Source organism: Enterococcus sp. HMSC076E04 (genome assembly GCF_001814285.1).
In the GTDB taxonomy this organism is placed as follows: Bacteria; Bacillota; Bacilli; order Lactobacillales; family Enterococcaceae; genus Enterococcus_B; species Enterococcus_B lactis.
Window position 1 is genome coordinate 1 of the sequence record NZ_KV815604.1, and the last position, 19,761, is coordinate 19,761.

General features: G+C 38.0%; 18 protein-coding genes and 2 pseudogenes. 2 read left to right on the forward strand and 18 right to left on the reverse strand.

Annotation, left to right across the window (positions count from 1 at the left end; genetic code table 11):
* Positions 1-40 precede the first annotated feature (40 nt).
* From HMPREF2961_RS08250 to HMPREF2961_RS08310, 13 genes and pseudogenes are all read right to left on the reverse strand, one after another.
* Positions 41-955, reverse strand: coding sequence for an N-acetylmuramoyl-L-alanine amidase family protein (locus HMPREF2961_RS08250; protein WP_070704517.1), 915 nt, complete (start codon positions 953-955; stop codon positions 41-43).
* Positions 956-1,357: 402 nt separating this feature from the next.
* Positions 1,358-1,936 (reverse strand): TetR/AcrR family transcriptional regulator, encoded by a 579-nt coding sequence (locus HMPREF2961_RS08255; RefSeq protein ID WP_002295080.1) that lies wholly within the window; start codon positions 1,934-1,936, stop codon positions 1,358-1,360.
* 19 nt (positions 1,937-1,955) lie between these two features.
* Complete coding sequence (locus tag HMPREF2961_RS08260) at positions 1,956-2,624, reverse strand: ABC transporter ATP-binding protein (RefSeq protein ID WP_002296462.1); 669 nt, start codon at positions 2,622-2,624, stop codon at positions 1,956-1,958.
* Between the two features lie 14 nt (positions 2,625-2,638).
* Positions 2,639-3,708 (reverse strand): annotated as a pseudogene (locus HMPREF2961_RS08265) (ABC transporter permease).
* 170 nt (positions 3,709-3,878) lie between these two features.
* On the reverse strand, positions 3,879-5,243 hold the full coding sequence (locus HMPREF2961_RS08270) for an NAD(P)/FAD-dependent oxidoreductase (protein WP_070704520.1): 1,365 nt from the start codon (positions 5,241-5,243) through the stop codon (positions 3,879-3,881).
* The gene (locus HMPREF2961_RS08275; protein WP_070704523.1) at positions 5,240-6,799 is read right to left on the reverse strand and encodes an AcpB/EbpR/MafR family transcriptional regulator; all 1,560 of its coding nucleotides are present in this window, start codon (positions 6,797-6,799) and stop codon (positions 5,240-5,242) included. Before HMPREF2961_RS08275 ends, HMPREF2961_RS08270 begins: the two co-directional genes overlap by 4 nt.
* A gap of 55 nt (positions 6,800-6,854) precedes the next feature.
* Positions 6,855-8,630, reverse strand: a complete 1,776-nt coding sequence (locus HMPREF2961_RS15405; RefSeq protein WP_227326358.1) for a hypothetical protein — start codon at positions 8,628-8,630, stop codon at positions 6,855-6,857.
* A gap of 180 nt (positions 8,631-8,810) precedes the next feature.
* Positions 8,811-9,335: a hypothetical protein gene (locus HMPREF2961_RS15735; protein ID WP_070704526.1), complete on the reverse strand. Its 525-nt coding sequence runs from the start codon at positions 9,333-9,335 to the stop codon at positions 8,811-8,813.
* A complete protein-coding gene (locus tag HMPREF2961_RS08290; protein ID WP_070704556.1) occupies positions 9,319-9,654 on the reverse strand; it encodes a hypothetical protein in 336 nt (111 codons plus the stop codon). The genes HMPREF2961_RS15735 and HMPREF2961_RS08290 overlap by 17 nt, the downstream gene beginning before the upstream one ends.
* A gap of 13 nt (positions 9,655-9,667) precedes the next feature.
* Positions 9,668-10,702: pseudogene (locus tag HMPREF2961_RS08295) on the reverse strand (DUF916 and DUF3324 domain-containing protein).
* Positions 10,703-10,791: 89 nt separating this feature from the next.
* Positions 10,792-11,472: a WxL domain-containing protein gene (locus HMPREF2961_RS08300; protein WP_070704530.1), complete on the reverse strand. Its 681-nt coding sequence runs from the start codon at positions 11,470-11,472 to the stop codon at positions 10,792-10,794.
* Positions 11,473-11,755: 283 nt separating this feature from the next.
* Positions 11,756-12,859, reverse strand: coding sequence for an alpha-hydroxy-acid oxidizing protein (locus HMPREF2961_RS08305; RefSeq protein WP_070704533.1), 1,104 nt, complete (start codon positions 12,857-12,859; stop codon positions 11,756-11,758).
* A gap of 221 nt (positions 12,860-13,080) precedes the next feature.
* Positions 13,081-13,551: a DUF4809 family protein gene (locus HMPREF2961_RS08310; protein ID WP_002295059.1), complete on the reverse strand. Its 471-nt coding sequence runs from the start codon at positions 13,549-13,551 to the stop codon at positions 13,081-13,083.
* Between the two features lie 332 nt (positions 13,552-13,883).
* On the opposite strand from HMPREF2961_RS08310, the gene HMPREF2961_RS08315 reads away from it, so the two are divergent.
* Both HMPREF2961_RS08315 and HMPREF2961_RS08320 read left to right on the forward strand, forming a co-directional pair.
* Positions 13,884-15,524 (forward strand): malolactic enzyme, encoded by a 1,641-nt coding sequence (locus HMPREF2961_RS08315; RefSeq protein ID WP_070704536.1) that lies wholly within the window; start codon positions 13,884-13,886, stop codon positions 15,522-15,524.
* A gap of 153 nt (positions 15,525-15,677) precedes the next feature.
* A complete protein-coding gene (locus HMPREF2961_RS08320) occupies positions 15,678-17,000 on the forward strand; it encodes a 2-hydroxycarboxylate transporter family protein (protein ID WP_002308483.1) in 1,323 nt (440 codons plus the stop codon).
* Between the two features lie 60 nt (positions 17,001-17,060).
* Here the strand turns inward: HMPREF2961_RS08320 and HMPREF2961_RS08325 are convergent, their stop codons facing one another.
* From HMPREF2961_RS08325 to HMPREF2961_RS08345, 5 genes are all read right to left on the reverse strand, one after another.
* Positions 17,061-17,495 carry a GNAT family N-acetyltransferase gene (locus HMPREF2961_RS08325; protein ID WP_002290890.1) on the reverse strand — a complete coding sequence of 145 codons (435 nt, stop codon included), beginning with the start codon at positions 17,493-17,495 and terminating at the stop codon, positions 17,061-17,063.
* Positions 17,496-17,558: 63 nt separating this feature from the next.
* A complete protein-coding gene (locus HMPREF2961_RS08330) occupies positions 17,559-18,395 on the reverse strand; it encodes a sulfite exporter TauE/SafE family protein (protein ID WP_002326306.1) in 837 nt (278 codons plus the stop codon).
* Between the two features lie 189 nt (positions 18,396-18,584).
* Complete coding sequence (locus HMPREF2961_RS08335; RefSeq protein ID WP_002295049.1) at positions 18,585-18,887, reverse strand: DUF1292 domain-containing protein; 303 nt, start codon at positions 18,885-18,887, stop codon at positions 18,585-18,587.
* A gap of 25 nt (positions 18,888-18,912) precedes the next feature.
* Positions 18,913-19,344 (reverse strand): Holliday junction resolvase RuvX, encoded by a 432-nt coding sequence (gene ruvX / locus HMPREF2961_RS08340; RefSeq protein WP_002290886.1) that lies wholly within the window; start codon positions 19,342-19,344, stop codon positions 18,913-18,915.
* The gene (locus HMPREF2961_RS08345) at positions 19,341-19,607 is read right to left on the reverse strand and encodes an IreB family regulatory phosphoprotein (protein WP_002290885.1); all 267 of its coding nucleotides are present in this window, start codon (positions 19,605-19,607) and stop codon (positions 19,341-19,343) included. Before HMPREF2961_RS08345 ends, ruvX begins: the two co-directional genes overlap by 4 nt.
* Between the last annotated feature and the right edge of the window lie 154 nt (positions 19,608-19,761).

The following is a 19,761-nucleotide window of genomic DNA, read 5'->3' on the forward strand; positions in this document are numbered from 1 at the left end:
TCTTGAAGCTGACCACTTCTGTCACAACCTCTTTCTTTATTTATTGCTGAAAATAGGTGGTCAATGCTTGTGTCAAACTTGCAGCGATCTGCTGCTGATAACTGTCTGTTACTAATTCCTCTAAATCACCATCATTATTCATATAACCCATCTCGATTAAAATAGAAGGTTGAAGATTTTCTCGAAGAACTTGATAGTTCCCAGTGGAGATTCCTCTTGAATCCAGAGGCAGATCAGTGAAGGAATCAGCGATTGTTTGTGCTAATGTTTCCTCTTGTCCATAGTAATAATATGTCGTGATCCCAGTTGCTTCATTCGCATATTCCGTAGAGTCTGCATGTAAGCTGATAAAGACATCTGCCTTTTTTTCTTCACTGTAGTCGCATATATCTCCAAGCTGTACTAATTCATCTGTAGTATGGGTCAAATAAACCGTTGCTCCAGCATCCTCTAGCGCCTTTTTTACTTTTATGGCTGTACTTAATGTTATATCTTTTTCTTCTGTTTGTTCATCATTGCTTAATGCCCCAGTATCATTTCCGCCATGCCCAGGATCTAATACAATCACTGCATCAGATAGCTCTTCCGGTTTTGTTTGTATATTCTTTGTGACTTTGGTTCCATCTTCGAGGGCTAAATATCCAGTATAGCCATCATTTGTCTTGATCTGATAAGCATTTTTTGTTTCAGAAAGAAACTCCGCCAGCTCTCCGCCGTTTATAGTTGCAAGTGGGGTAGTTAGCGAGTCATCTGTATATAGTGTACGGTCATTTTTTCCGATTTTGATTAATGTCTCTTGTTCTGTATCATCAAATGATTCCTTTGTCTTTGTAACCGTACTGTTCGTACTGCTGACCGTTTGTTCAACTATCTTTTTTTGACCAAAAACATCTATTTGAAAACAGATAATAATGATAATGATTGCAAATACAAAAGCTCCAATTATTTTTTTCATTCTTGACTCTCACCTCGTAGATCCAGACTAAGGGTCAAAACTTAAAATCAGCTTAAGTACGCAAAAAAGGGGCTGTAAAAGATATAACCGTAGAAAATAACATTACTGCTAAAATGATTTTTTTCATTTTTGGCATATCCTGAAATCTCCTTTTGACTATTCGTGGTGATTCATCTACCCAATAAATAGTTTCCTTCATTCTACAAACAATTAATTTCTTCGTTATTAAATTAAAACACTTCCTGGAACACCGACATAATAAATAAAAATATACCCTGATAATCATGAGAGAATAACAAATTTGTATTTATGAAAAACTACCTATATAAAAAAAACAAGATATAACGATCTTCGTCATATCTTGCTTCTTCACCTAACTATTTTTCTCCCTATATAACAGCTTTACGCTTCTCCTAATACACCATTCAAATATAAATCGATCAATTGCGCCACATTTAGCGGTTCTTCCACAGGTCTTTTCGACCGAGTGATGTAAGGTGCTAACACTAAGAAAAAATGCCTTGCTGCGATTTCTTTTGAAATCCCATTTCTTAGCACAGATTGGTTTGCTGAAAAGATTTCTTCAAAAGGTTCACGATAATTTTTCTTCCATAGAAAGAAAAGATGATCTCTTGTTTCCTTTGAAAGATTGCTTTCAAGATCGTGAAGCATCAGAAACAAATCGACCAGATGTGTCTCAATCAAAAACTGCGCCATTTTTGTCAAGGTTACTTGAAATCCCGTTTCGCTTGTTTGAACGATTTCTCTCAAAGCTTTTCCAACATCTTTTAAGTGGTTTTCTAAAACTGCCGTATATAGTTTTTCTTTATCACCGAAATAATGATAGAGATTGGGTTGGGTGATCCCAACTTTTTGTGCGATCTCTCTTGTTGAAGTGCCGAGATATCCCTTGGACATAAACAAGTCAGTCGCTTCTTTCAAAATTTTTTGCTGTGTATCTTTGTTGTATCGATGGACCATTTTTCCACCTGCTTTTTGGTTATTCTTTTTCTTTCAATACACCATCTTCCATCATAAATATTCTATCGCATTTGTCAATCAGCCGTGTATCGTGAGTAACCATGATCGTTGCTTTATTTTTGTCTTTTGATTCTTTTGCCAAGATATCGACTACTTCTCGTGCCTTTTCTGAATCCAAACTAGCAGTTGGTTCATCTGCTAGAATAATGGACGGATCATTGTACAATGCACGAGCGATTGCGACCCTTTGCCGTTCTCCACCAGATAGTTCTTCTGGATACTTGTTGATCAACTTATCCACGCCAAGCTGCTCAAATAATTCTTTTGCTTCTTTTTGACGATGTTCATGTTTGATCTTATCTACTAATAATAACTGCTTTTTTACTGTCAGAAAAGGAACCAGATTGGAAGCTTGCAAAATAAAGCCAATTTCTTTAAAACGTAGTTTAACGCGTTCACTTTCTTTTTGATTACTGAATTCTTGATCATTGATAAATACAGAGCCACTGCTAGGCGTCTGCAATCCGCCTGCCAAAGTCAAAAAAGTACTTTTACCTGAACCAGAAGGACCGATGATTGCAACAAATTCCCCTTTATCGATACTCATGGTTGTTTCTTTCAATGCTTTAACTACTTGGTCGCCATCTTGGAAACTTTTTTCTACTTCTTTAAATTCTATTGCTTTCATGCTCTTCCTCCTTCTTATCCAATTGCCTTCAACGGATCGATTTTTACGATTGTCCGAACAGAAAATAGTGCGCCTAACACAGCTACTACCAGCATCAACAAGCTAATGACGCCAAAAAACAGCCAATTGCTTTGGAATGGAACCGCATCAGGTAGAACAAGGGATGTTCCCACTGTTCCTAATAGACCAAGAAGAATACCAACAAATGATAAAATGAATGTTTGTGCCACTACAGAACGCGCAATAAATCCTCCTGTGATCCCTTGTGCTTTCATTACACCAAAGATATTAATCTTTTGCATCGTCAGTACATAAATGAAAATCCCGATCACAATAGCCGCAATAACGATCAAAAATCCGATCATAAATCCAAAAGTCAATACTTGCGCATTATATCCAGGTAATTCATTGATGAATTTAGAAATTTTGATCTGTTCTAAATCTTCAGGTAAATTACTGATTTTACCTCTGACAACTATTGCGTTAATCCGTGCATTTTCACTTGTATCTTCTTTTTCGAAGCGGATCTCTTGGTAAGCATTGATGGTTGTATAGAGAACTGGTGAGACATTGAATTTGGCATGATCCGTAAAGCCAGTTAGTTTAAACGTCTTGTCACTACCAGATAACTTAACTGTATCTCCTACGGCTAGACCATATTCTTCTTTCAAACTAATATCGCCTACTGCCTCATCATCGTTATCAAAAGCTTTTCCTTCAACAAGATTGGGCATGATGAATTGATTTTTATCGATACCGAAGAAGCTAACATTGATTTTTCCTTCTTCTGTACTGTCTTTACTAGTCACGACTCCAGGTGTCTGGGCAAGATACGCCACTTTCCCACCTTCGACTTCTTCTGCTATCTTCTTAGTAATCATGGACATCCCTAGATTTGAATTTGCATCTTTCGAAAGCACAATCGAATCTGCCTCCCACTTGTCGACTGCTGTTCGATTATCTTGAGCTAAGCCATAAGCTAACCCAGTCAAAAAAATACCAGGTAGGCGATCAAAAACATCACCCCTGCAACTAACGCATAACGTAACTTTGAATGCATAATTTCATTTAATGCTAAAAACATTTAACTCCTCCTCCTGAAATAATCATTTTATACAACAATTTTATCACTTGATAAATTTTTGGCGAATATTATGCTCAAAAAATTCTTCCGCTATTTCATTATATGAATTTTTTATTCTCGATTGATTAATATTTATTATATCCCCACACAATAAAAGACCGTGATATTTCTCACAGTCTTTTATCTACTCTATTGCTATTTGCTCTCTTAGCTAGTACTTTAAAAGCTAACTCATTGAGGTAGTGAAAACGAGAGGTGTATTCAGACAGAAATCCAAAATCCTCAACTGCTAGCTGTGGAATCGTAGTTTTGTGTTTCACGATATCCGCAAGCAGGTTCAAATCTGATAATAAGAATTCTTGGCTTATCAGCTGTCCGCCAATTATTTCTAATGTATCCGGATGGTAGATCAGCTTTGCATTTACTGTTTTGTTTTCTTCATCGTATTGTGGAAATAGATCAAATTCTCCTGAACACGAACCGGTATTTTGTTCCAAGAATGGCGCTTCATCTTCTGTCAGCCCTACAGTTCCTAAAAAGTAGTCTATAATGACTGCTGCTGTTATCTTTTGTCTGAGGTCGTAAGCGGTTGGCTGACCACTCAAAGTTAGCGCTACTGCTCTTGCCATATGTACAGCTCGAGTAACTAAAGGTAAAAAGAGATGCCGTTTATTTTTGTCAAAACTGACTGGGACGATATCTCCAATCGCATAGATGTCCGGATCACTTGTCTGTAGATATTCATTGACTATCACAGTCTCATCCTCATACAAAGCCACTTTTTCTTTTAACAATGTCGTATTAGGACGAGTTTGGGCAGAAAAAATGACCATATCTGCCTTTATTGCTTGAGATAGAAGTTGTACGGATACTACTTTCTCTTCTGATTTTTTCCAATCGATCAAGAATTCATTTGGATAAAAATTGATTTGCTTAGTTTGCAGCTGATTTTGAAAACTGTTGATCATATCCTTATCGAAATATCTTGATAAAACATTCGGCATATAATCAACTAGATGAATAATGTATCCTTTATTTCTCAAAGCATCTGCTAATTCCAATCCAATATAACCAGCACCGAAGATCACTACTTCTTTTGCTTCTTTTAAAGCGGCAAGTACTTGTTTAGATTGCACTAGATTTTTATAGGTGTAGACATTTTCAGCTTCAATTTGTTTATACAAGGTGACAGGAGAGGAACCTGTTGCTACGATTAATTTATCATAGGTTATGGTCTCGTTTTTTCCTTCTTTGGATGCGAGGATGAGCTGATGTTTGTCTGGATCAAGTTCAGTTACTCTCCATTCGGTGATCAGTTTTGCCCCACTTTCTTGAAGAGTCCGCATGTTATGGGCAACTTCAGCTAAACTACGTATCTTTCCTTTTAAATAAAGGTTGATTCCATTTGAAACATAGCCTAGTCCATCTTTATGATCTTCATCGATCAGTAAAACTTCTGCTTTCGGTTGAAGTTTTCTTAGATTTAGGGCAGCTGTGATGCCTGCATGGGAAGCACCAATGATCACGATTTTCATGTTTTATTCATCCTTAAATTCAATTTTTCTAAATAACATTCTTTTAAAAATTGGTTCAAATAGGGGAAATCATAATTATATTCGTTGCTAGTGAATACAAAAACTTTAGCGGACTTCTGTGACGGGTACTCTTTCAATTGGCTAGTCAAAATGATATCATACTGCTTTTCTTTCTCGTATTCGACTAAATCATATTTGATCGTATTCAGCAATTGTTCCTGGATGATTTCTTTCACGATATCCGCCATTAGCCTTTCATAAGGAAGATCATAAGCAATTTGCAGACGTAATTCTAACTGCTTGATCAGCGTCCGCAAAATAGATGCATAGCGAGCAAATAATTCAAAGCGGGCATTTTCCTCGTCTACTTCAGTAAAATCAACAATAGCAAATGTTTGTCTGACCAATCTTTCACATAAAACCAGGAATTGTTTATCTTCTACTTCAGTTAACCGCTGTTTTAATCCTTCTTGGCCAAAAATATTCATCCATCCTCTAAAATAGGCAAAATGAGCGTGATTTTGCATCACTGTCAACGCAATCTTTTGCGAAATCTCTTCTGGAAAAACATAAAAAGAGAAATATTCTTCTATCGATTGTTTAAACGTTCGATTCAATTGAGCTACTACGTCGTCTTTGTATTTTTCGCTTATCAAAAACTCCTGGACATGCGAGTTATGTGTATCTAATGTAAAGTTACTGATCATGAAAAGATAAAAAACCAACGTTTCATTTTGATTCCAAGGAAAGGCATATTGAAAGAAGTAACGGGTCAAAAATGTATGGAGGTCCAATAAAAATTGTGTCGTTTGAAACAATCCAACAGGAAGATTGCTATAATCTGGTTTGGATTTTTTCGTACAGCGCATTCGCTTCTTCATAATGGAAAGCCATATTTCAAATTTCAATCGTCCTTCTTCTGTAATAGCAAAACTAAACTCTTTTTGCAGCAGATCTAAAAAAGTGTTTCCTGATAAATCACTGTATTCTTTTTTGTTTTCAAGATAAGGACGTCCAAACCAAAATAATTGGAAATAAAAATAACAAATTTGACTTTCTGGACCGGTCAGCCGCCCGCTTTTTATTTTCAGATGAAACTCATTTAAAGAATCATTTAATTCCTTCACTCTGCGAGACAAAGTAGCCGAACTGATATTAAGTTCCATGACAAGTTTCTGCCGATCAAATGAGCCATTTTCCAACAGATAAAGAAGTATCTGATATTTTGTAGAATAGCGCAAGTAGCAATGATAATAAACATCGACTGCTGCTATATTTCCATGTCTGATTAATAAAATATTCCCTTCTTGGATAACAATTTCCAATTGTTTGATATTTTCCAAGTTAGCTTGTAAATAAAACAGATCTTCTTTCAAGGTAGCCCGATCAACTGATAAGCGGGTAAGTACGTTATTAACGGAAATCTCTCCTTTTTCCTCTAATAAAAGTTGGAAAAGTTTGATTTGCCGTTGTTCATTTTTTTCAAGCAAACTGAAAAGTTCCAAGTCCACTCCTCCAAGCATTTCTGATTTTAACAGCAGAAGTTTCCTTCTCATCCTTGAAAAAGAGGATCTGTGACAGTTATCACAGATCCATACAAATTCTAATCACTTAGCTGGTTGGCCCAGCTGTCAGTTCCCATGTGACCATGCCTTGATACGTTGCGCCAGGTTGAGCATTCGTACTGCTATTTACCTCTAAGAGTAAACCATCGGTATCGGGAAAGTCAACGAGAACCTCTCCTTTAGCTGTTCCATCACTCTCATAAATCAACGTGTTTTGACCTTGCTGAATCAATTGTTTTGATCCAGAATGATTGAAGTATAATTTTGTTCCGCTTAATTCTTGACCTTGATCATTCTTAAATAAAGAAGTCAATGTCCCTGTCAGTTGCCAAGGAGACGTGCTTGGAAGCCGAGTATCCCGCACATCAAAAGAAAAATCGCCTTTTGCTTCATAATAACTTGTCTTCAACGGTTTGGGGAGATCGTTACCAAATGTAAAATCATCTGGTACATTAACTAATGTTAATTCTTGTTTGGGGACAAGAATTGTTTTAGCAGATGTTTGGACAACTGGGTTAGGAAGCTTAGCACCATCTGCTAATGTAATATTGCTGGAAAGTACAGCTGCCTTTGTCAGTATGCTGACGGATTGTACAGAAGTATCTACAGTATTTAATTGATAGTTGTAAGTAAGATGAATGGTATCGCCGACTTTGCTCAATAAATCTGCTGGGACAGATACTCCTTGTTGAATGCCGGTATCTGCGATAGTTGTACCATTTAATTTTAAGGAACCATTGATATAAGTAGTATTTTCAGGAAGTGAGATCGTGATTTTTTTGTCGGTTATCGCATCCCCAGATTTTGTTAACGTGAAGTTCACATTTTCTTGAATCGTATCTCCTGATAGAGCAGACAGGGGATCTCCTGTCTCAGGTTGTCTGCTAAGGTTTTTTAGCTGACTATCTGCACTCACAGATGGAAAATTAGCCACTGTTATTTGAGGAAGAGTGGTGATTCTAGCTTGTTCAGACTGCCATTTGTACGCAAAAGACGGATACATGTTAGTAAGTACATCGTCCACCAAGCGATAATCAAAATAATATTGCCCTGAAGCCAATGCAGGTAGTGTAGAAGTAGCTGTATTTACACCCCCGTTATTTGATTGGATCGTTTGGAAAAGTTGATCTGTCCATCCTGTCGCTAATTTTTGGGTTCCTTTCGAATAAAGCCTGTAATGGATCGAACCCTTTTTTAGTTCAGTTGCTGACCAATTGGCCGTGACTTGGTACGATGCAGAAGAAAGGAGCTTTCCCCACTGACTATCGGCTGTTAAGTTTGTTGGTAAAACCGTTCCGTCTAGCTTGTACTGCTCCAATACCTTTAAAGCAACAGGAGAAAGCAATCCGCCTTGCGCATCTTTCCCACTGTACACGATATTGGCTGTCTGATTCAATCCACTTGTGCTTGCTGGAGTATGAGTCAGTATTGCTCCTTGTGTAACGTTTTTTCCTGTAAAATAGTTGACTACGCGATCAAAGCGACTAAATGGCAACTGATCAAAACGTCCTTCAGTCAGCCCCATCGTCAATGTCCGACTATTGGTAGAGCCTGGAAGGTTCTGGTTATTTCCATCCACGTATTCTGTGGTATCAGCAAATGTATTATATTTTCCTGTTGAATCACTTGTTGAGATGTAACTATTCCACGTATTTATCTCTGCACTTGCAGAAAATGCATATGCTCCTGGATTCAAGTTTCCGCCAGTTAATTTAGGATAAAATCTACCTGCAGCTGGAGCTAAAATCGAATTGAACATACGATCTTGGATAATATTATTCGAATCATAAAAATCAACAGAAAAAACGGCCTTTTTAGACATAGAAGGTTGTAATTTACCCTTGGTCAAAATTTTGTTTGGACTCGTATCATATTTATCTCCGTTTTCTGTCATCTTCGCGACATTAGCTGTAACATCAAATTGAAGCGGGATATCGTCCACGTTGAATTCTCCTCGCGTAATAATAGCAATAATATCTGCCAATAGAGTATTTGTATCCCACTACCCCATCCCAAAACGCAAGGTATGGCTTCCTGCTGATAATAAACTTCCGCTAGTAACCTTGATGGGGGCACCGGCAATATACAAGTAGGCGTTGTTCCAGTCAATTGCTTTTAATACATCACTGCTTGATACATGTTCCGGCAAATTGATGATCGCCACAAATGCAAATCCTTGTGCAGTGATATTCACCAAATCAAGTACATTTGTTAGTTTCACATGGCTTTCCCAATGAAAACGGACCGTGCCACCTTTCCAAGAATCATTTGAACCATCGTTCAAATAAGTAGCAGTCAATTTAGGCAATTGGTTAGCCCCAGTTAGTTGGACAAGCTTCCCGCCATTGACTGCACTACGTCCACCATTTGGAGGTACGATATTTTCATACGTGTATGGATCATAAGAAATGGCAGGAGGCGTTGCTCCAACAGCTTCTGCCGAAGGTGAAAAGATAAATATACTTAAAACAAAAAGCGAAGTAAAAAAGAAGGAGCGAAAAAATGAAAATTTATTTTGTAGCAACATGTTCATCCTCCTTTTCCTTTCTTCTCCAAAACAACAACCACGCAAGAAGCCATAATTCTATACCAATGATCAAATAAAGAAAACGGATCTTTTCTTCATTCGTCTCTGGGAATACGCCATGTTGATTAGATTCTTTATAAATCGGTAGCTGTGTCTGCTGTTTTGATGCGCCATTGACTGAACCACTTGGATGCGGAACTGGACTTAGATCATAAAATGTAATCGTACCTGAACTTTTGGTATCTGCTTGGACTGGCTCTTGCCAGCTGAAGAACAGCAAACTTGCAATAATCCCTCCCAATAAGATCGATGTTTTCAACGAAATCACCTCATCATGTTGTTTCTCCTTTTTTCTTTTTCTTGTGGACCCACAAAAACAGCAAAATCAACCATAACACTAGAACTGCAGCAACCAATCCTGCATAAAGCCATGGGAAAGATTGTTCTTGTACTGCAAAAACGGAATTTTCATTTACTTTTTGTGCTTTTTCTTTTTTGATCGTAAAGTTTTGTGTAAATCACCATTCATTACTGTCGCCTGATTTTGCTATGATTTCTGCGCGGTAATCGCCGGCTTTTGCTTTATCACCAGCTAAATCAAGATTCAAGTGAAAATTCGAATTTGGTGCAACTAAAAATTCATTAGACGTATTTTCAATATAAAGCTGATTTTCATAAAAGATCTTGCTCGTAAATATCAAATTGCTGATAATCCTAGGCTGAGTATTTTGGAAACGAAGCTGAACAGTTGGCTTTGCGTTGACCTCGTCCAAATCTCCTGATAAAAGTTTCAGATCCGGTTCTATCGTCTCTTGACTTTCTTGTAAAACGACTGCGAGATTATAAGCAATACGATTTTTGATTTGTGCTCCTTCTGTAGCATTTTCTGTTTCAGCTTCTTCTTTAGGTGAAACATGAATACCCGCTAATACACGTCCCTTAAAGCTTTTTGCTGGGATTTTCACTTCTATAGGTATAGTTGTTTCTGCATGTGCTGATACATTGATTTCCTTTTTCGCAATGAGCAAAACGTCACGGACATCAAACGGCAATGTCTCATCTAACGTTGGTTTTTTTTGACTATAATCGATCGTTCCACCATCACTCGTTACCGCCGGATTGACAGAGACCTCAAATGTTCGTTCTTCATCTGAAGAATTGCTGATAATTACTTCTAGTGTCTGATTTTGTTCCGGTGCCACTAATAAATCAAAATAACCGATTGCTTTATCTATTTGGTTCTCTGGAAATACCGGTTTGATTCCAAAGTCTCCTGCTGAATCCTTTGCTTGGCTGATTGACGGAAAAATGAAAAATAGACTTAAAATAGAAAAAAACGAAACAAACAGTCGTTTACTTTGATTCATTGTCCACCACATCCTTTCAACAACAACTGCGGTAAAAAATCCTTCACCTATAGTATTTTCACCGCAGTTTGTTGAATTTATTTCATACTCTATGCTACTGGGCCAGCCACGAGGTTCCAAGTCAAATCAGCCGTGAATGTTCCAGCTGCTGCTTTCGGCACTTTCAGTGTGATATTTGCTGGATCATAAACAGAAAGCCATGTTCCCAGACCTTGATCTTTTGCTGCTGTAAATATTGGTGTCGCTGCACTTGCTTTACTCAACCCAGTTACAGTTTGACTAGTTGGTCCAGTGGATTCGTTATCTGACGTACTTTTAACAGTGGATGTTCTAAAATCTAATTCAGCGCCTTGCAAAACTTGTGAACCGTTTACAAAATCTGAAACCGAAACTGTCACGTTCCACCCTTGTGCTTGGCCATCTGCACCTACACCTCGACGATCTGATACTTGGAGATAAGGTGTATCGTTTTTTGAAGCGTCTACTTGATACGTTTTTGTTCCGCTTTCAATCTCGTGTGTACCAAATGGCAATTCAGGAACTACATCCAATGTTAAAGAACCTGTCTGGCCAGTTGCTGGATTTTCCGGATCTGCTGGCTCTACTGGTTTTGAAGGATCAGTAGGGTTAAGAGGCTCAACGGTATTTGTTGGTTCAGTAAAGGTAATATCTCCTTTTGAAGTCGCTTGACCCTCAGCAAAAGCTGGTGTTGCCAAGCCGCCTAGAAGAAGTGTTGAAAGTAATAATGTCCCAATCATGTTCTTTTTCATAATAAATCACTCCTTTTTCTTAGTGACCTAAGTATAGTAGAGACAGTATGCAAAAAATCCTCATGAATTCATCCGCTTACTTGAAATTATGACCCTTTTTGTATAAAAGAGAAAAAAACAATAAAATCGTTTACATGAATATTCTTCCTTTTTTATTAAGTATGAAAAAATATTTCAATTTTATTTTTTCGTTTCAAATTATTCTATTAGTGACATCCTTGAACTATAAAAATAGGAGTACGGCATCATCTGCCGCACTCCTATTTTTTTCGTCATTTATTTCTTAAATAAAACGATTCTCACGCAATTTTATTTTTTTGATATCTTCTACTGTTTGTGTTCCAGCTAATTGCATGACCATTTCCAATTCTGTTTTAAAGAAATCAAACACTTGATGGACTCCTGTACTTCCTCCTAAAGACAATCCATAAATAACGGGTCTGCCAATAGCAACAAGATCGGCACCTGATGCGATTGCTTTGAAAACATGTTGTCCACGTCGTACACCGCTGTCAAACACGATTGGTACACGTTTATCTACTGCTTCTGCCACATATTGCAACGAATCAAACGCAGCAGGCCCCCCATCTAATTGACGGCCACCATGGTTAGATACCCAAATTCCACCAGCACCAGATTCTAATGATCGATAGACATCTTCTTCTGATTGAACACCTTTCACGTAGACTGGCAAATCAGAATGAGCAGCGATAAATTCTACATCTTTTGGACTAAGTTTTTGTTTGGAAGATTTATATACAGCATCCATCGTTTGGCCTACTCCTGATTGATAAGCCTGAACGATCGGCATTGGCAGCGGGAAGGTAAACCCGTTTCTGCGGTCTGTTTCACGGTTTCCGCCAACTGTTGCATCCGCTGTCAATACGATTGCTTTTGCTCCATTACGCTTGGCCACTTCAAGAATATCCAAATTGATTCCATTATCTTTGCTCATATAAAATTGAAACCATTGCGGTGCTTTCTCCCCGCCTGCTTCTCTTATCTCTTCTAAAGTACAAGAAGCGTAAGAACTTGCTGTATAGATCGTCCCAAAATCTGCTACACCTTTTGCAGAAGCTTTCTCCGCCTTCACATGAGCTAAGCCATGAGCAGCAACTGGTGCCATGATGATTGGTGCAGTCAGCGTTTCTTCGTCAAAATGTGTAGTTGTATCGGGTAATTCTACATCTCTTAATACATGAGGAATAATCAGCTGATGATTGAATGCCCGTTCATTTTCTTGATAAGTAAATAAGTCGCCAGCACCACTGCTGATGTAACCATAACCACCAGCTGGAATCACTTGTGAAGCGGCTATTTCTAAATCTTCCATATTGATAAAATCCACTATTCCTTCATTTGTACCTGCTTGATACGTTTTTTCCATTTCAATGCCTTCCCTCTATAAAAAATTGAATGAATAATATGATAGCGTTTACAAATTTTATATTACTCTTCCGTATTGATACAGGCAAATAATCTGTTTGCATTTCAGTCATTCCAGTTGTTACTACTCTGAAAGAAATGTTTAGAACACAAATAGATAAAAAACGATGGGACTTTGACAAAAGTCGTGTCAAAGTCCCTTTTACGAAATACTGTGGATGCCTATTGAAATAAGTGCGGGTTGTTTCTTTGTATTTCAATCGTTTCTTGCCATTCTTCGTTTAATTTTGGATTACCGTTTTCTTCCTTGAACGCATAAGGTCCCAATCCAAAAAGCTCAGTTAGTATTTGATTCACGATTCCATATAGCTCGGTGTGATCGGACACATGATTATTGAAGATCATCTCATTATCACCACGTTTGAATCTCACATTCGGGCTCTCATGATGAACCTCTATGCAGTTTTCCCCTTTTTTTAACTGACGAATTTCTGAAAACATCTCATAAATATCTTCTCCAATAAAACCTTCAGCAAGCGCCAGACTGTCCACAAGACCGCCTACTGTCAACTCAGAGATTATCGCTTTGTTGGCACCAAGCTTTAATGTATAGCTTGTTGCTTCTACTACGCCGCATGCATTGCAACCACCTTCTGATAGTTCGCTTTTTCTGATCAATTGAACTTCTTTCATTTTCTGTTCCTCCTCTTAGTTTTCTACTTATGTATTTTTTATCACCTGACGTAAGTGTATTTTATCGTCACGATCACGTGATTTATTCTTCAGAGATTCTATTTATCTATCTAACATATCCTTTATTCTTCTACTTTTCTTTCTTTAGCATATAAGAGATACGCATAGTAATCAAGCAAGGATTGTTGATATAAAAAGAACAAATACCGCTATTTTGATTTCTTTTGACTCTATTACTCATATAAATAAAATTTATTATACCTGCTCTTTTTGACTATATCCTCATCTGATTCCTATACTTCGTTTGTACTAAAACTTAGGAGGAATCATTCATGCTTACAGGGCTAAACTTATTAAATAATCCTTTTCTAAATAAAGGAACAGCTTTTACAAAAGAAGAACGGGCAAAATACGGAATCACTGGTATGCTTCCAAGTACTGTCCAAACATTGGAACAACAATCTGTCCAAGCTTACGGTCAATACTTAAGCAAACAGACCGATTTGGAAAAACGTATCTTCTTAATGAATCTATTCAATACGAACCGGACATTGTTTTATAAATTGATGGGCGAACATTTAGTTGAATTCATGCCTGTCGTTTATGATCCTGTCGTTGCGGATTCAATCGAACAATACAACGAAATTTTCTTGAAACCACAAGATGCTGCATTTCTTTCAATCGACGAACCAGAAAATATCAAAGCAAGTTTGAAAAACGCAGCAGATGGACGCGACATTCGTTTGATCGTTGTGACAGATGCAGAAGGAATCTTAGGTATGGGTGACTGGGGTGTGAACGGTGTTGACATCGCTATCGGTAAATTGATGGTCTACACTGCTGCGGCTGGTATCAATCCTGCACAAGTCTTGCCTGTATCGATTGACGCTGGTACTAATAACGAAGAATTATTGAATAATCCATTATACTTAGGGAATCGTCATGCTCGTGTAGAAGGCGAAACTTACTACGAATTCATTGATCAATTCGTTCAATCAGCTACTGAATTATTCCCAGAATTGTTATTACATTGGGAAGATTTTGGACGAGGAAATGCTGCAACGATTTTAGAAAAATACGAAGATAAAATCACTACTTTCAATGATGATATCCAAGGCACAGGAATCGTTGTACTAGCTGGTGTATTAGGTGGATTGAATATATCAGGTGAGGAATTGAAAGATCAAACGATCTTGACATTTGGTGCTGGTACTGCTGGTGTAGGTATCGCAAACATCCTTTTAGATGAAATGATCCGTCAAGGTGTACCTGAAGAAGAAGCACGCCAACATTTCTATCAAGTAGATAAACAGGGTTTATTGTTTGAAGATACAAAAGGGTTGACTCCTGGTCAAATCCCATTCGCTCGTAAACGCTCAGAATTCACTAATGCTGATGAATTGACAAACTTAGAAGCAGTTGTAAAAGCAATCCATCCAACGATCATGATCGGTACTTCTACCCAACCTGGAGCATTCACTGAAGAAATCGTGAAAGAAATGGCGGCTCATACCCCACGTCCAATCATCATGCCTTTGTCTAATCCAACAAAATTGGCAGAAGCAAAAGCAAAAGATTTGATTGAATGGACGGACGGAAAAGCTTTAGTTGGAACAGGTATCCCTGCTGCTGATGTGGAATATAACGGTGTAACTTACCAAATCGGTCAAGCAAATAATGCGTTGATGTACCCAGGTTTAGGGCTTGGTTTGATTGCTTCAACAGCTACACGAGTAAATGCTGAAATCATTTCTCAAGCTAGTCGAGCATTAGGCGGAATCGTTGATGTAACAAAACCAGGAGCAGCTATCTTGCCTCCAGTAGCAAAAATCACTGAATTCTCTCAAACGATTGCTGAAACTGTCGCAAAATCAGTTGTTGCACAAAAATTGAATCGTGAAGAAATCACGGATATCAAAGAAGCTGTTGAATCTGCTAAATGGGTTCCTGAATATAAATCTTTAGAAGATTAAGATTGTTATAGTAAAAGAACATACAGAAACTTTGTATGACGTCTAAAAAGAAAAAAGCGACTGCGGCAAAACAGCAGCCAGCCAACTACTGCTCTTTTGCCGCTTCTCTTTGGCTTTTTTCATACGATACAGAATAAGAAAGGATCTGTAAAAATGGCACAAAAAACAACAACTGCAACTGCAGTTGAGGAAAAGAAAAAAGAAGGGTTTTGGTCAACAAAAATTACCGGCGTAAGTTTGCCCCTTTATTTGATCATGGTCCTTGTCCTGATCATTGCAATGGCTTTAGGAAAATTACCGACGAATATGATTGGCCCAATCGCTGTTTTGGTCATTTTCGGTAATTTATTTCATTTTATCGGAACAAAAATCCCTATCGTCAAAAGTTATTTAGGTGGTGGCTCCGTTTTTGCGATCTTTGCCTCTGCCGCGATTGCTACATTTGGGATCTTACCTGAGTATGTAGTAAAATCCACAGAAAACTTTGTCAGCAATATGGGCTTTTTAGACTTTTATATTGCTGCCTTGATTACTGGTAGCATCCTTGGTATGAACCGTAATCTATTGATGAAAGCTTCTGTTCGTTTTATTCCCGTTGCACTTATTTCAATGGTCGTCTCCTTTTTTGCCGTAGGACTCGTAGGTATGCTTATCGGAAATGGTTTTGCAAATTCCGTTTTATATATCTCATTGCCCGCAATGGCTGGTGGTGTTGGAGCCGGAGCTGTACCTTTATCAACGATTTATGCAAATGTTTTAGGCACGGACGCTTCTTCTATCATTTCCCGCCTGATTCCTGCGACAGCAATGACAAATGTCCTAGCTATCATTGGTGCAGCGTTAGTTGCTCGTGCGGGACAATCAATGCCAAAATTCAACGGTAATGGTAAATTAATGGAAAAAGGCGACCTTGGCGATGGAAAACCTAGAAATGTAAAACCTTCCATTCCACAATTAGGTGTCGGTTTGATGGTATCATTGACTTTCTTCATCTTAGGACAAATCGGTAACTATTTTGTTCCTAAAGTCCATGCTTACGCATTCATGATCATTATCGTTGTTATCTGTAAAATCGCAAACCTATTACCAGAATATTACGAAGATGCAGCTATCATGTTCAACAACTTGATTGTCAAAAACTTGACAGCAGCTGTTCTTGCCGGTATCGGTATTGCGTTATTGAATCTAAATGTATTGGCTTCTGCTTTGACATGGCAATTTGTTGTCTTATGTTTGACAAGTGTTATCGCGATTTCAGTAGTTTCAGGATTTGTCGGTCGTTTGTTTGGTTTATATCCAATCGAATCAACTATTACTGCTGGCTTATGCAACAACTCGATGGGTGGTACAGGAAATGTAGCTGTCTTATCTGCAGCTAATCGGATGGAACTTATTGCTTTTGCTCAAATGGGCAATCGGCTTGGTGGTGCCATCGTTTTGATCATCTCAGGTTTCTTGATGCAATTACTTTCTTAGTCAAAAAAATACCTGATCATCAAGTATCGGCTTGATGACCAGGTATTTTTTGATAAAAATTTACAGGATTTTCAAAAATCTTTTTTGCATTTTATCGGAATGATAACCGATGCGTTCATAAAATCGGTGTGCTTCTACTCTGTATTCTGCAGAATTAAGTCTGATTGCTGATATTCCTCGTCTTTTCGCTTCTTCTTCTACGCCAGTCATCAAGGCCTTTCCGATTCCTCTTTTTTCAGCATGTTTAGACACAGCAAGTGCCATAATATTGAACATCGGATCGCTGAAAATTGATTCATAGGACTCCGCTTGTACATAGCCAGCTGCTTTTTTAGAAGTAGGATCTTCATAAACCAAGAAAAAATTTTTTTCTGGCTCCTTCAACAGTTTCTTCATTTGTCTCACCGTAACGGTTAATGGTACATCATACCCTAATTGTTCCGCATTGATTTCTCGTAGTGCTTCTGCATCACCTAAACGCATTTCCCGCAACATCCAAATCACCAGCCAATTTCTATTTTTTTAAATGAATTTTTTTATCATAGTATACTCCTTTTTTCATTTAAAAAAAGACTTTTCAGTGATTTTGACTTGCTTGAATCCAGATCCTTCTAATGTTTGCAAGATGACGAAAGCATTGTAAAGATTGATCAAAAGAACCACGATGACAATCGCTTGAAAAATAAAGGTCACTTTTTTTGGAGACAAAATCCTGCTAAATCTTGCTCCCCACAAACCTCCAATGATAGCAGCGGGGATAACATAAAACAACATAGATAAATCAAAGCGCATAAAGCTACTTGTTAAAGCAATCGTTACCAATTTTGCCAGTTGAGAAAAGAAAATCGTAGATAGAGAATATAGTGTTGCTTCTTTTATTGGCAATGCAAACATCAGCATCAACAAAGAAACATTGACTGGTCCACCACCAATACCTAAAAAACTAGCTAAAAAGCCCAGAACCACCCCACATATAAGGTACCAAGTCCATGACGTCAAATGAAATTTTGGCTGATGATGCTTGGTGTAGAAGAACGCAAAAACCAAGGTCAATACCGTCAAAAAAATTTGGATCAGCTGCACATGCTTCTCGTTTTCAAATAACTGTAAAAAAACTTCGAATACAATGTTGCCGACTACTCCTCCAACAACAGCTCCACTAGATACCCAACCGACAATCTGCCAATTCAGTGATTTCCCGCTTGATACTTGTCGCACAGTCGAAACAATGGACATCGTGAATACCGCAACTGTTGAGTAAAAAGAAATCCCTGCAACAGAATGGGCACCGATAAGATCAAGAATCGGTTTGATCAACACGCCTCCACCCATCCCGGAAATAGCGCCAACTGTGTTCGCCAGAACGATCACCACAAAATAAATCAGACCAATCATCTTGTATTTCCTTTCTCTTGTTTATATCTTTTAACGATTGTTACTCTTTTCTTTTATTATACAGTAAAAGAAACAAACGAGGCTTCAAAAGCTTTTCTACTTTTTAAAGAAAGGTAGTGCTAAACGAAAAAACCGGGCTCTACTTTTCAGAGAGTCCAGCTTTTCTTACACCTTATCGATTCTTTTGTTCTATTCTTCTTCCGCCATGAATGTATTGAATACTTCTTCGATCATATCCCATTCTGCGTCTGTTTCGATTTGTTCTAACTCGCCTTCTGTTCCATCTTCGTTTTCGATGTATGCATAAGCTTGTAATTCTACATCTTCATCTTCTGAAACACCAGCTGGATATAAAAGAACATAGTTACGTCCAAATTCTTCTTGTCCGTCAACTGTTAGCAAGATTTCGTATAATGTTTCATTTCCTTGGTCATCCACCAATGTGATGTGTTCGTGTCCTTCGTGTTCGTGGGAATGGTTATGTTCTGTCATAAGATTACCTCTTTTCTTTTTATTATTAAAATAATTGCTTACCTGAGCCGTCTAAATAATTTTGTAAAATCATCACAGCTGCTAATTTATCGATGACTTTTTTTCGTTTCGCTCTTGAAGTATTTGCCTGCTCTACTAGCATACGTTCTGCCTGAACAGTGGTTAGTCGTTCATCTTGATAATCAACTGGCAAGGAGAATAGTTCTTTGATCTTCTCTCCATATGACATGGAAGCTTCTGCCCTTGGTCCGATGGAATTGTTCATATTCTTAGGTAATCCAACTACAAAACGGTCTACTTCGTACTGCGCCACTAATTCCTTCAACCGATCAAAACCAAACTCTTCTTCTGCCTCATTGATTCGAATGATTTCTACTCCTTGAGCTGTCCAGCCAAAGGGATCGCTCACAGCAACGCCTACTGTCTTAGAACCGACATCCAAGCCCATTACTCTCATAAATTCACTCCATGATTTGAGAGGTAGTCTTTGACAATTACTTCCATGATTTCATCGCGTTCGTGACGGCGAATCAAATTTCGTGCATCACGATAACGAGGAATGTAGGCCGGGTCTCCAGAAAGCAAGTAGCCGACAATCTGATTGATTGGATTGTAGCCTTTTTCTTCCAAAGCCCGATAAACAATCGCTAATGTTTCGCTCACTTCTTTTTTGCGACTATCGTCAAAACCAAAACGTACGGTTTCATCTGTAAAACCCATGATTCTACACCTCTTTCCCGCAAGGTAATTCCAGCTTACCTTCTACACCCTTATTTTACTCGAAGAAAGGGAAAACTACAAACAAATATTCCAAACTTCTGAATAAATTAAGAAACACGATTTGTCTGATTTTTCCTTTTTTCTGTGGCTTTTT

Bases quoted from the DNA above. Each gene is read 5' to 3' on its own strand.
- HMPREF2961_RS08250 (WP_070704517.1), bottom strand. From the start codon at position 955: ATGAAAAAAATAATTGGAGCTTTTGTATTTGCAATCATTATCATTATT.
- HMPREF2961_RS08255 (WP_002295080.1), bottom strand. From the start codon at position 1,936: ATGGTCCATCGATACAACAAAGATACACAGCAAAAAATTTTGAAAGAA.
- HMPREF2961_RS08260 (WP_002296462.1), bottom strand. From the start codon at position 2,624: ATGAAAGCAATAGAATTTAAAGAAGTAGAAAAAAGTTTCCAAGATGGC.
- HMPREF2961_RS08270 (WP_070704520.1), bottom strand. From the start codon at position 5,243: ATGAAAATCGTGATCATTGGTGCTTCCCATGCAGGCATCACAGCTGCC.
- HMPREF2961_RS08275 (WP_070704523.1), bottom strand. From the start codon at position 6,799: ATGAGAAGGAAACTTCTGCTGTTAAAATCAGAAATGCTTGGAGGAGTG.
- HMPREF2961_RS15405 (WP_227326358.1), bottom strand. From the start codon at position 8,630: ATGTCTAAAAAGGCCGTTTTTTCTGTTGATTTTTATGATTCGAATAAT.
- HMPREF2961_RS15735 (WP_070704526.1), bottom strand. From the start codon at position 9,335: ATGTTGCTACAAAATAAATTTTCATTTTTTCGCTCCTTCTTTTTTACT.
- HMPREF2961_RS08300 (WP_070704530.1), bottom strand. From the start codon at position 11,472: ATGAAAAAGAACATGATTGGGACATTATTACTTTCAACACTTCTTCTA.
- HMPREF2961_RS08305 (WP_070704533.1), bottom strand. From the start codon at position 12,859: ATGGAAAAAACGTATCAAGCAGGTACAAATGAAGGAATAGTGGATTTT.
- HMPREF2961_RS08310 (WP_002295059.1), bottom strand. From the start codon at position 13,551: ATGAAAGAAGTTCAATTGATCAGAAAAAGCGAACTATCAGAAGGTGGT.
- HMPREF2961_RS08315 (WP_070704536.1), top strand. From the start codon at position 13,884: ATGCTTACAGGGCTAAACTTATTAAATAATCCTTTTCTAAATAAAGGA.
- HMPREF2961_RS08320 (WP_002308483.1), top strand. From the start codon at position 15,678: ATGGCACAAAAAACAACAACTGCAACTGCAGTTGAGGAAAAGAAAAAA.
- HMPREF2961_RS08325 (WP_002290890.1), bottom strand. From the start codon at position 17,495: ATGTTGCGGGAAATGCGTTTAGGTGATGCAGAAGCACTACGAGAAATC.
- HMPREF2961_RS08330 (WP_002326306.1), bottom strand. From the start codon at position 18,395: ATGATTGGTCTGATTTATTTTGTGGTGATCGTTCTGGCGAACACAGTT.
- HMPREF2961_RS08335 (WP_002295049.1), bottom strand. From the start codon at position 18,887: ATGACAGAACATAACCATTCCCACGAACACGAAGGACACGAACACATC.
- ruvX (WP_002290886.1), bottom strand. From the start codon at position 19,344: ATGAGAGTAATGGGCTTGGATGTCGGTTCTAAGACAGTAGGCGTTGCT.
- HMPREF2961_RS08345 (WP_002290885.1), bottom strand. From the start codon at position 19,607: ATGGGTTTTACAGATGAAACCGTACGTTTTGGTTTTGACGATAGTCGC.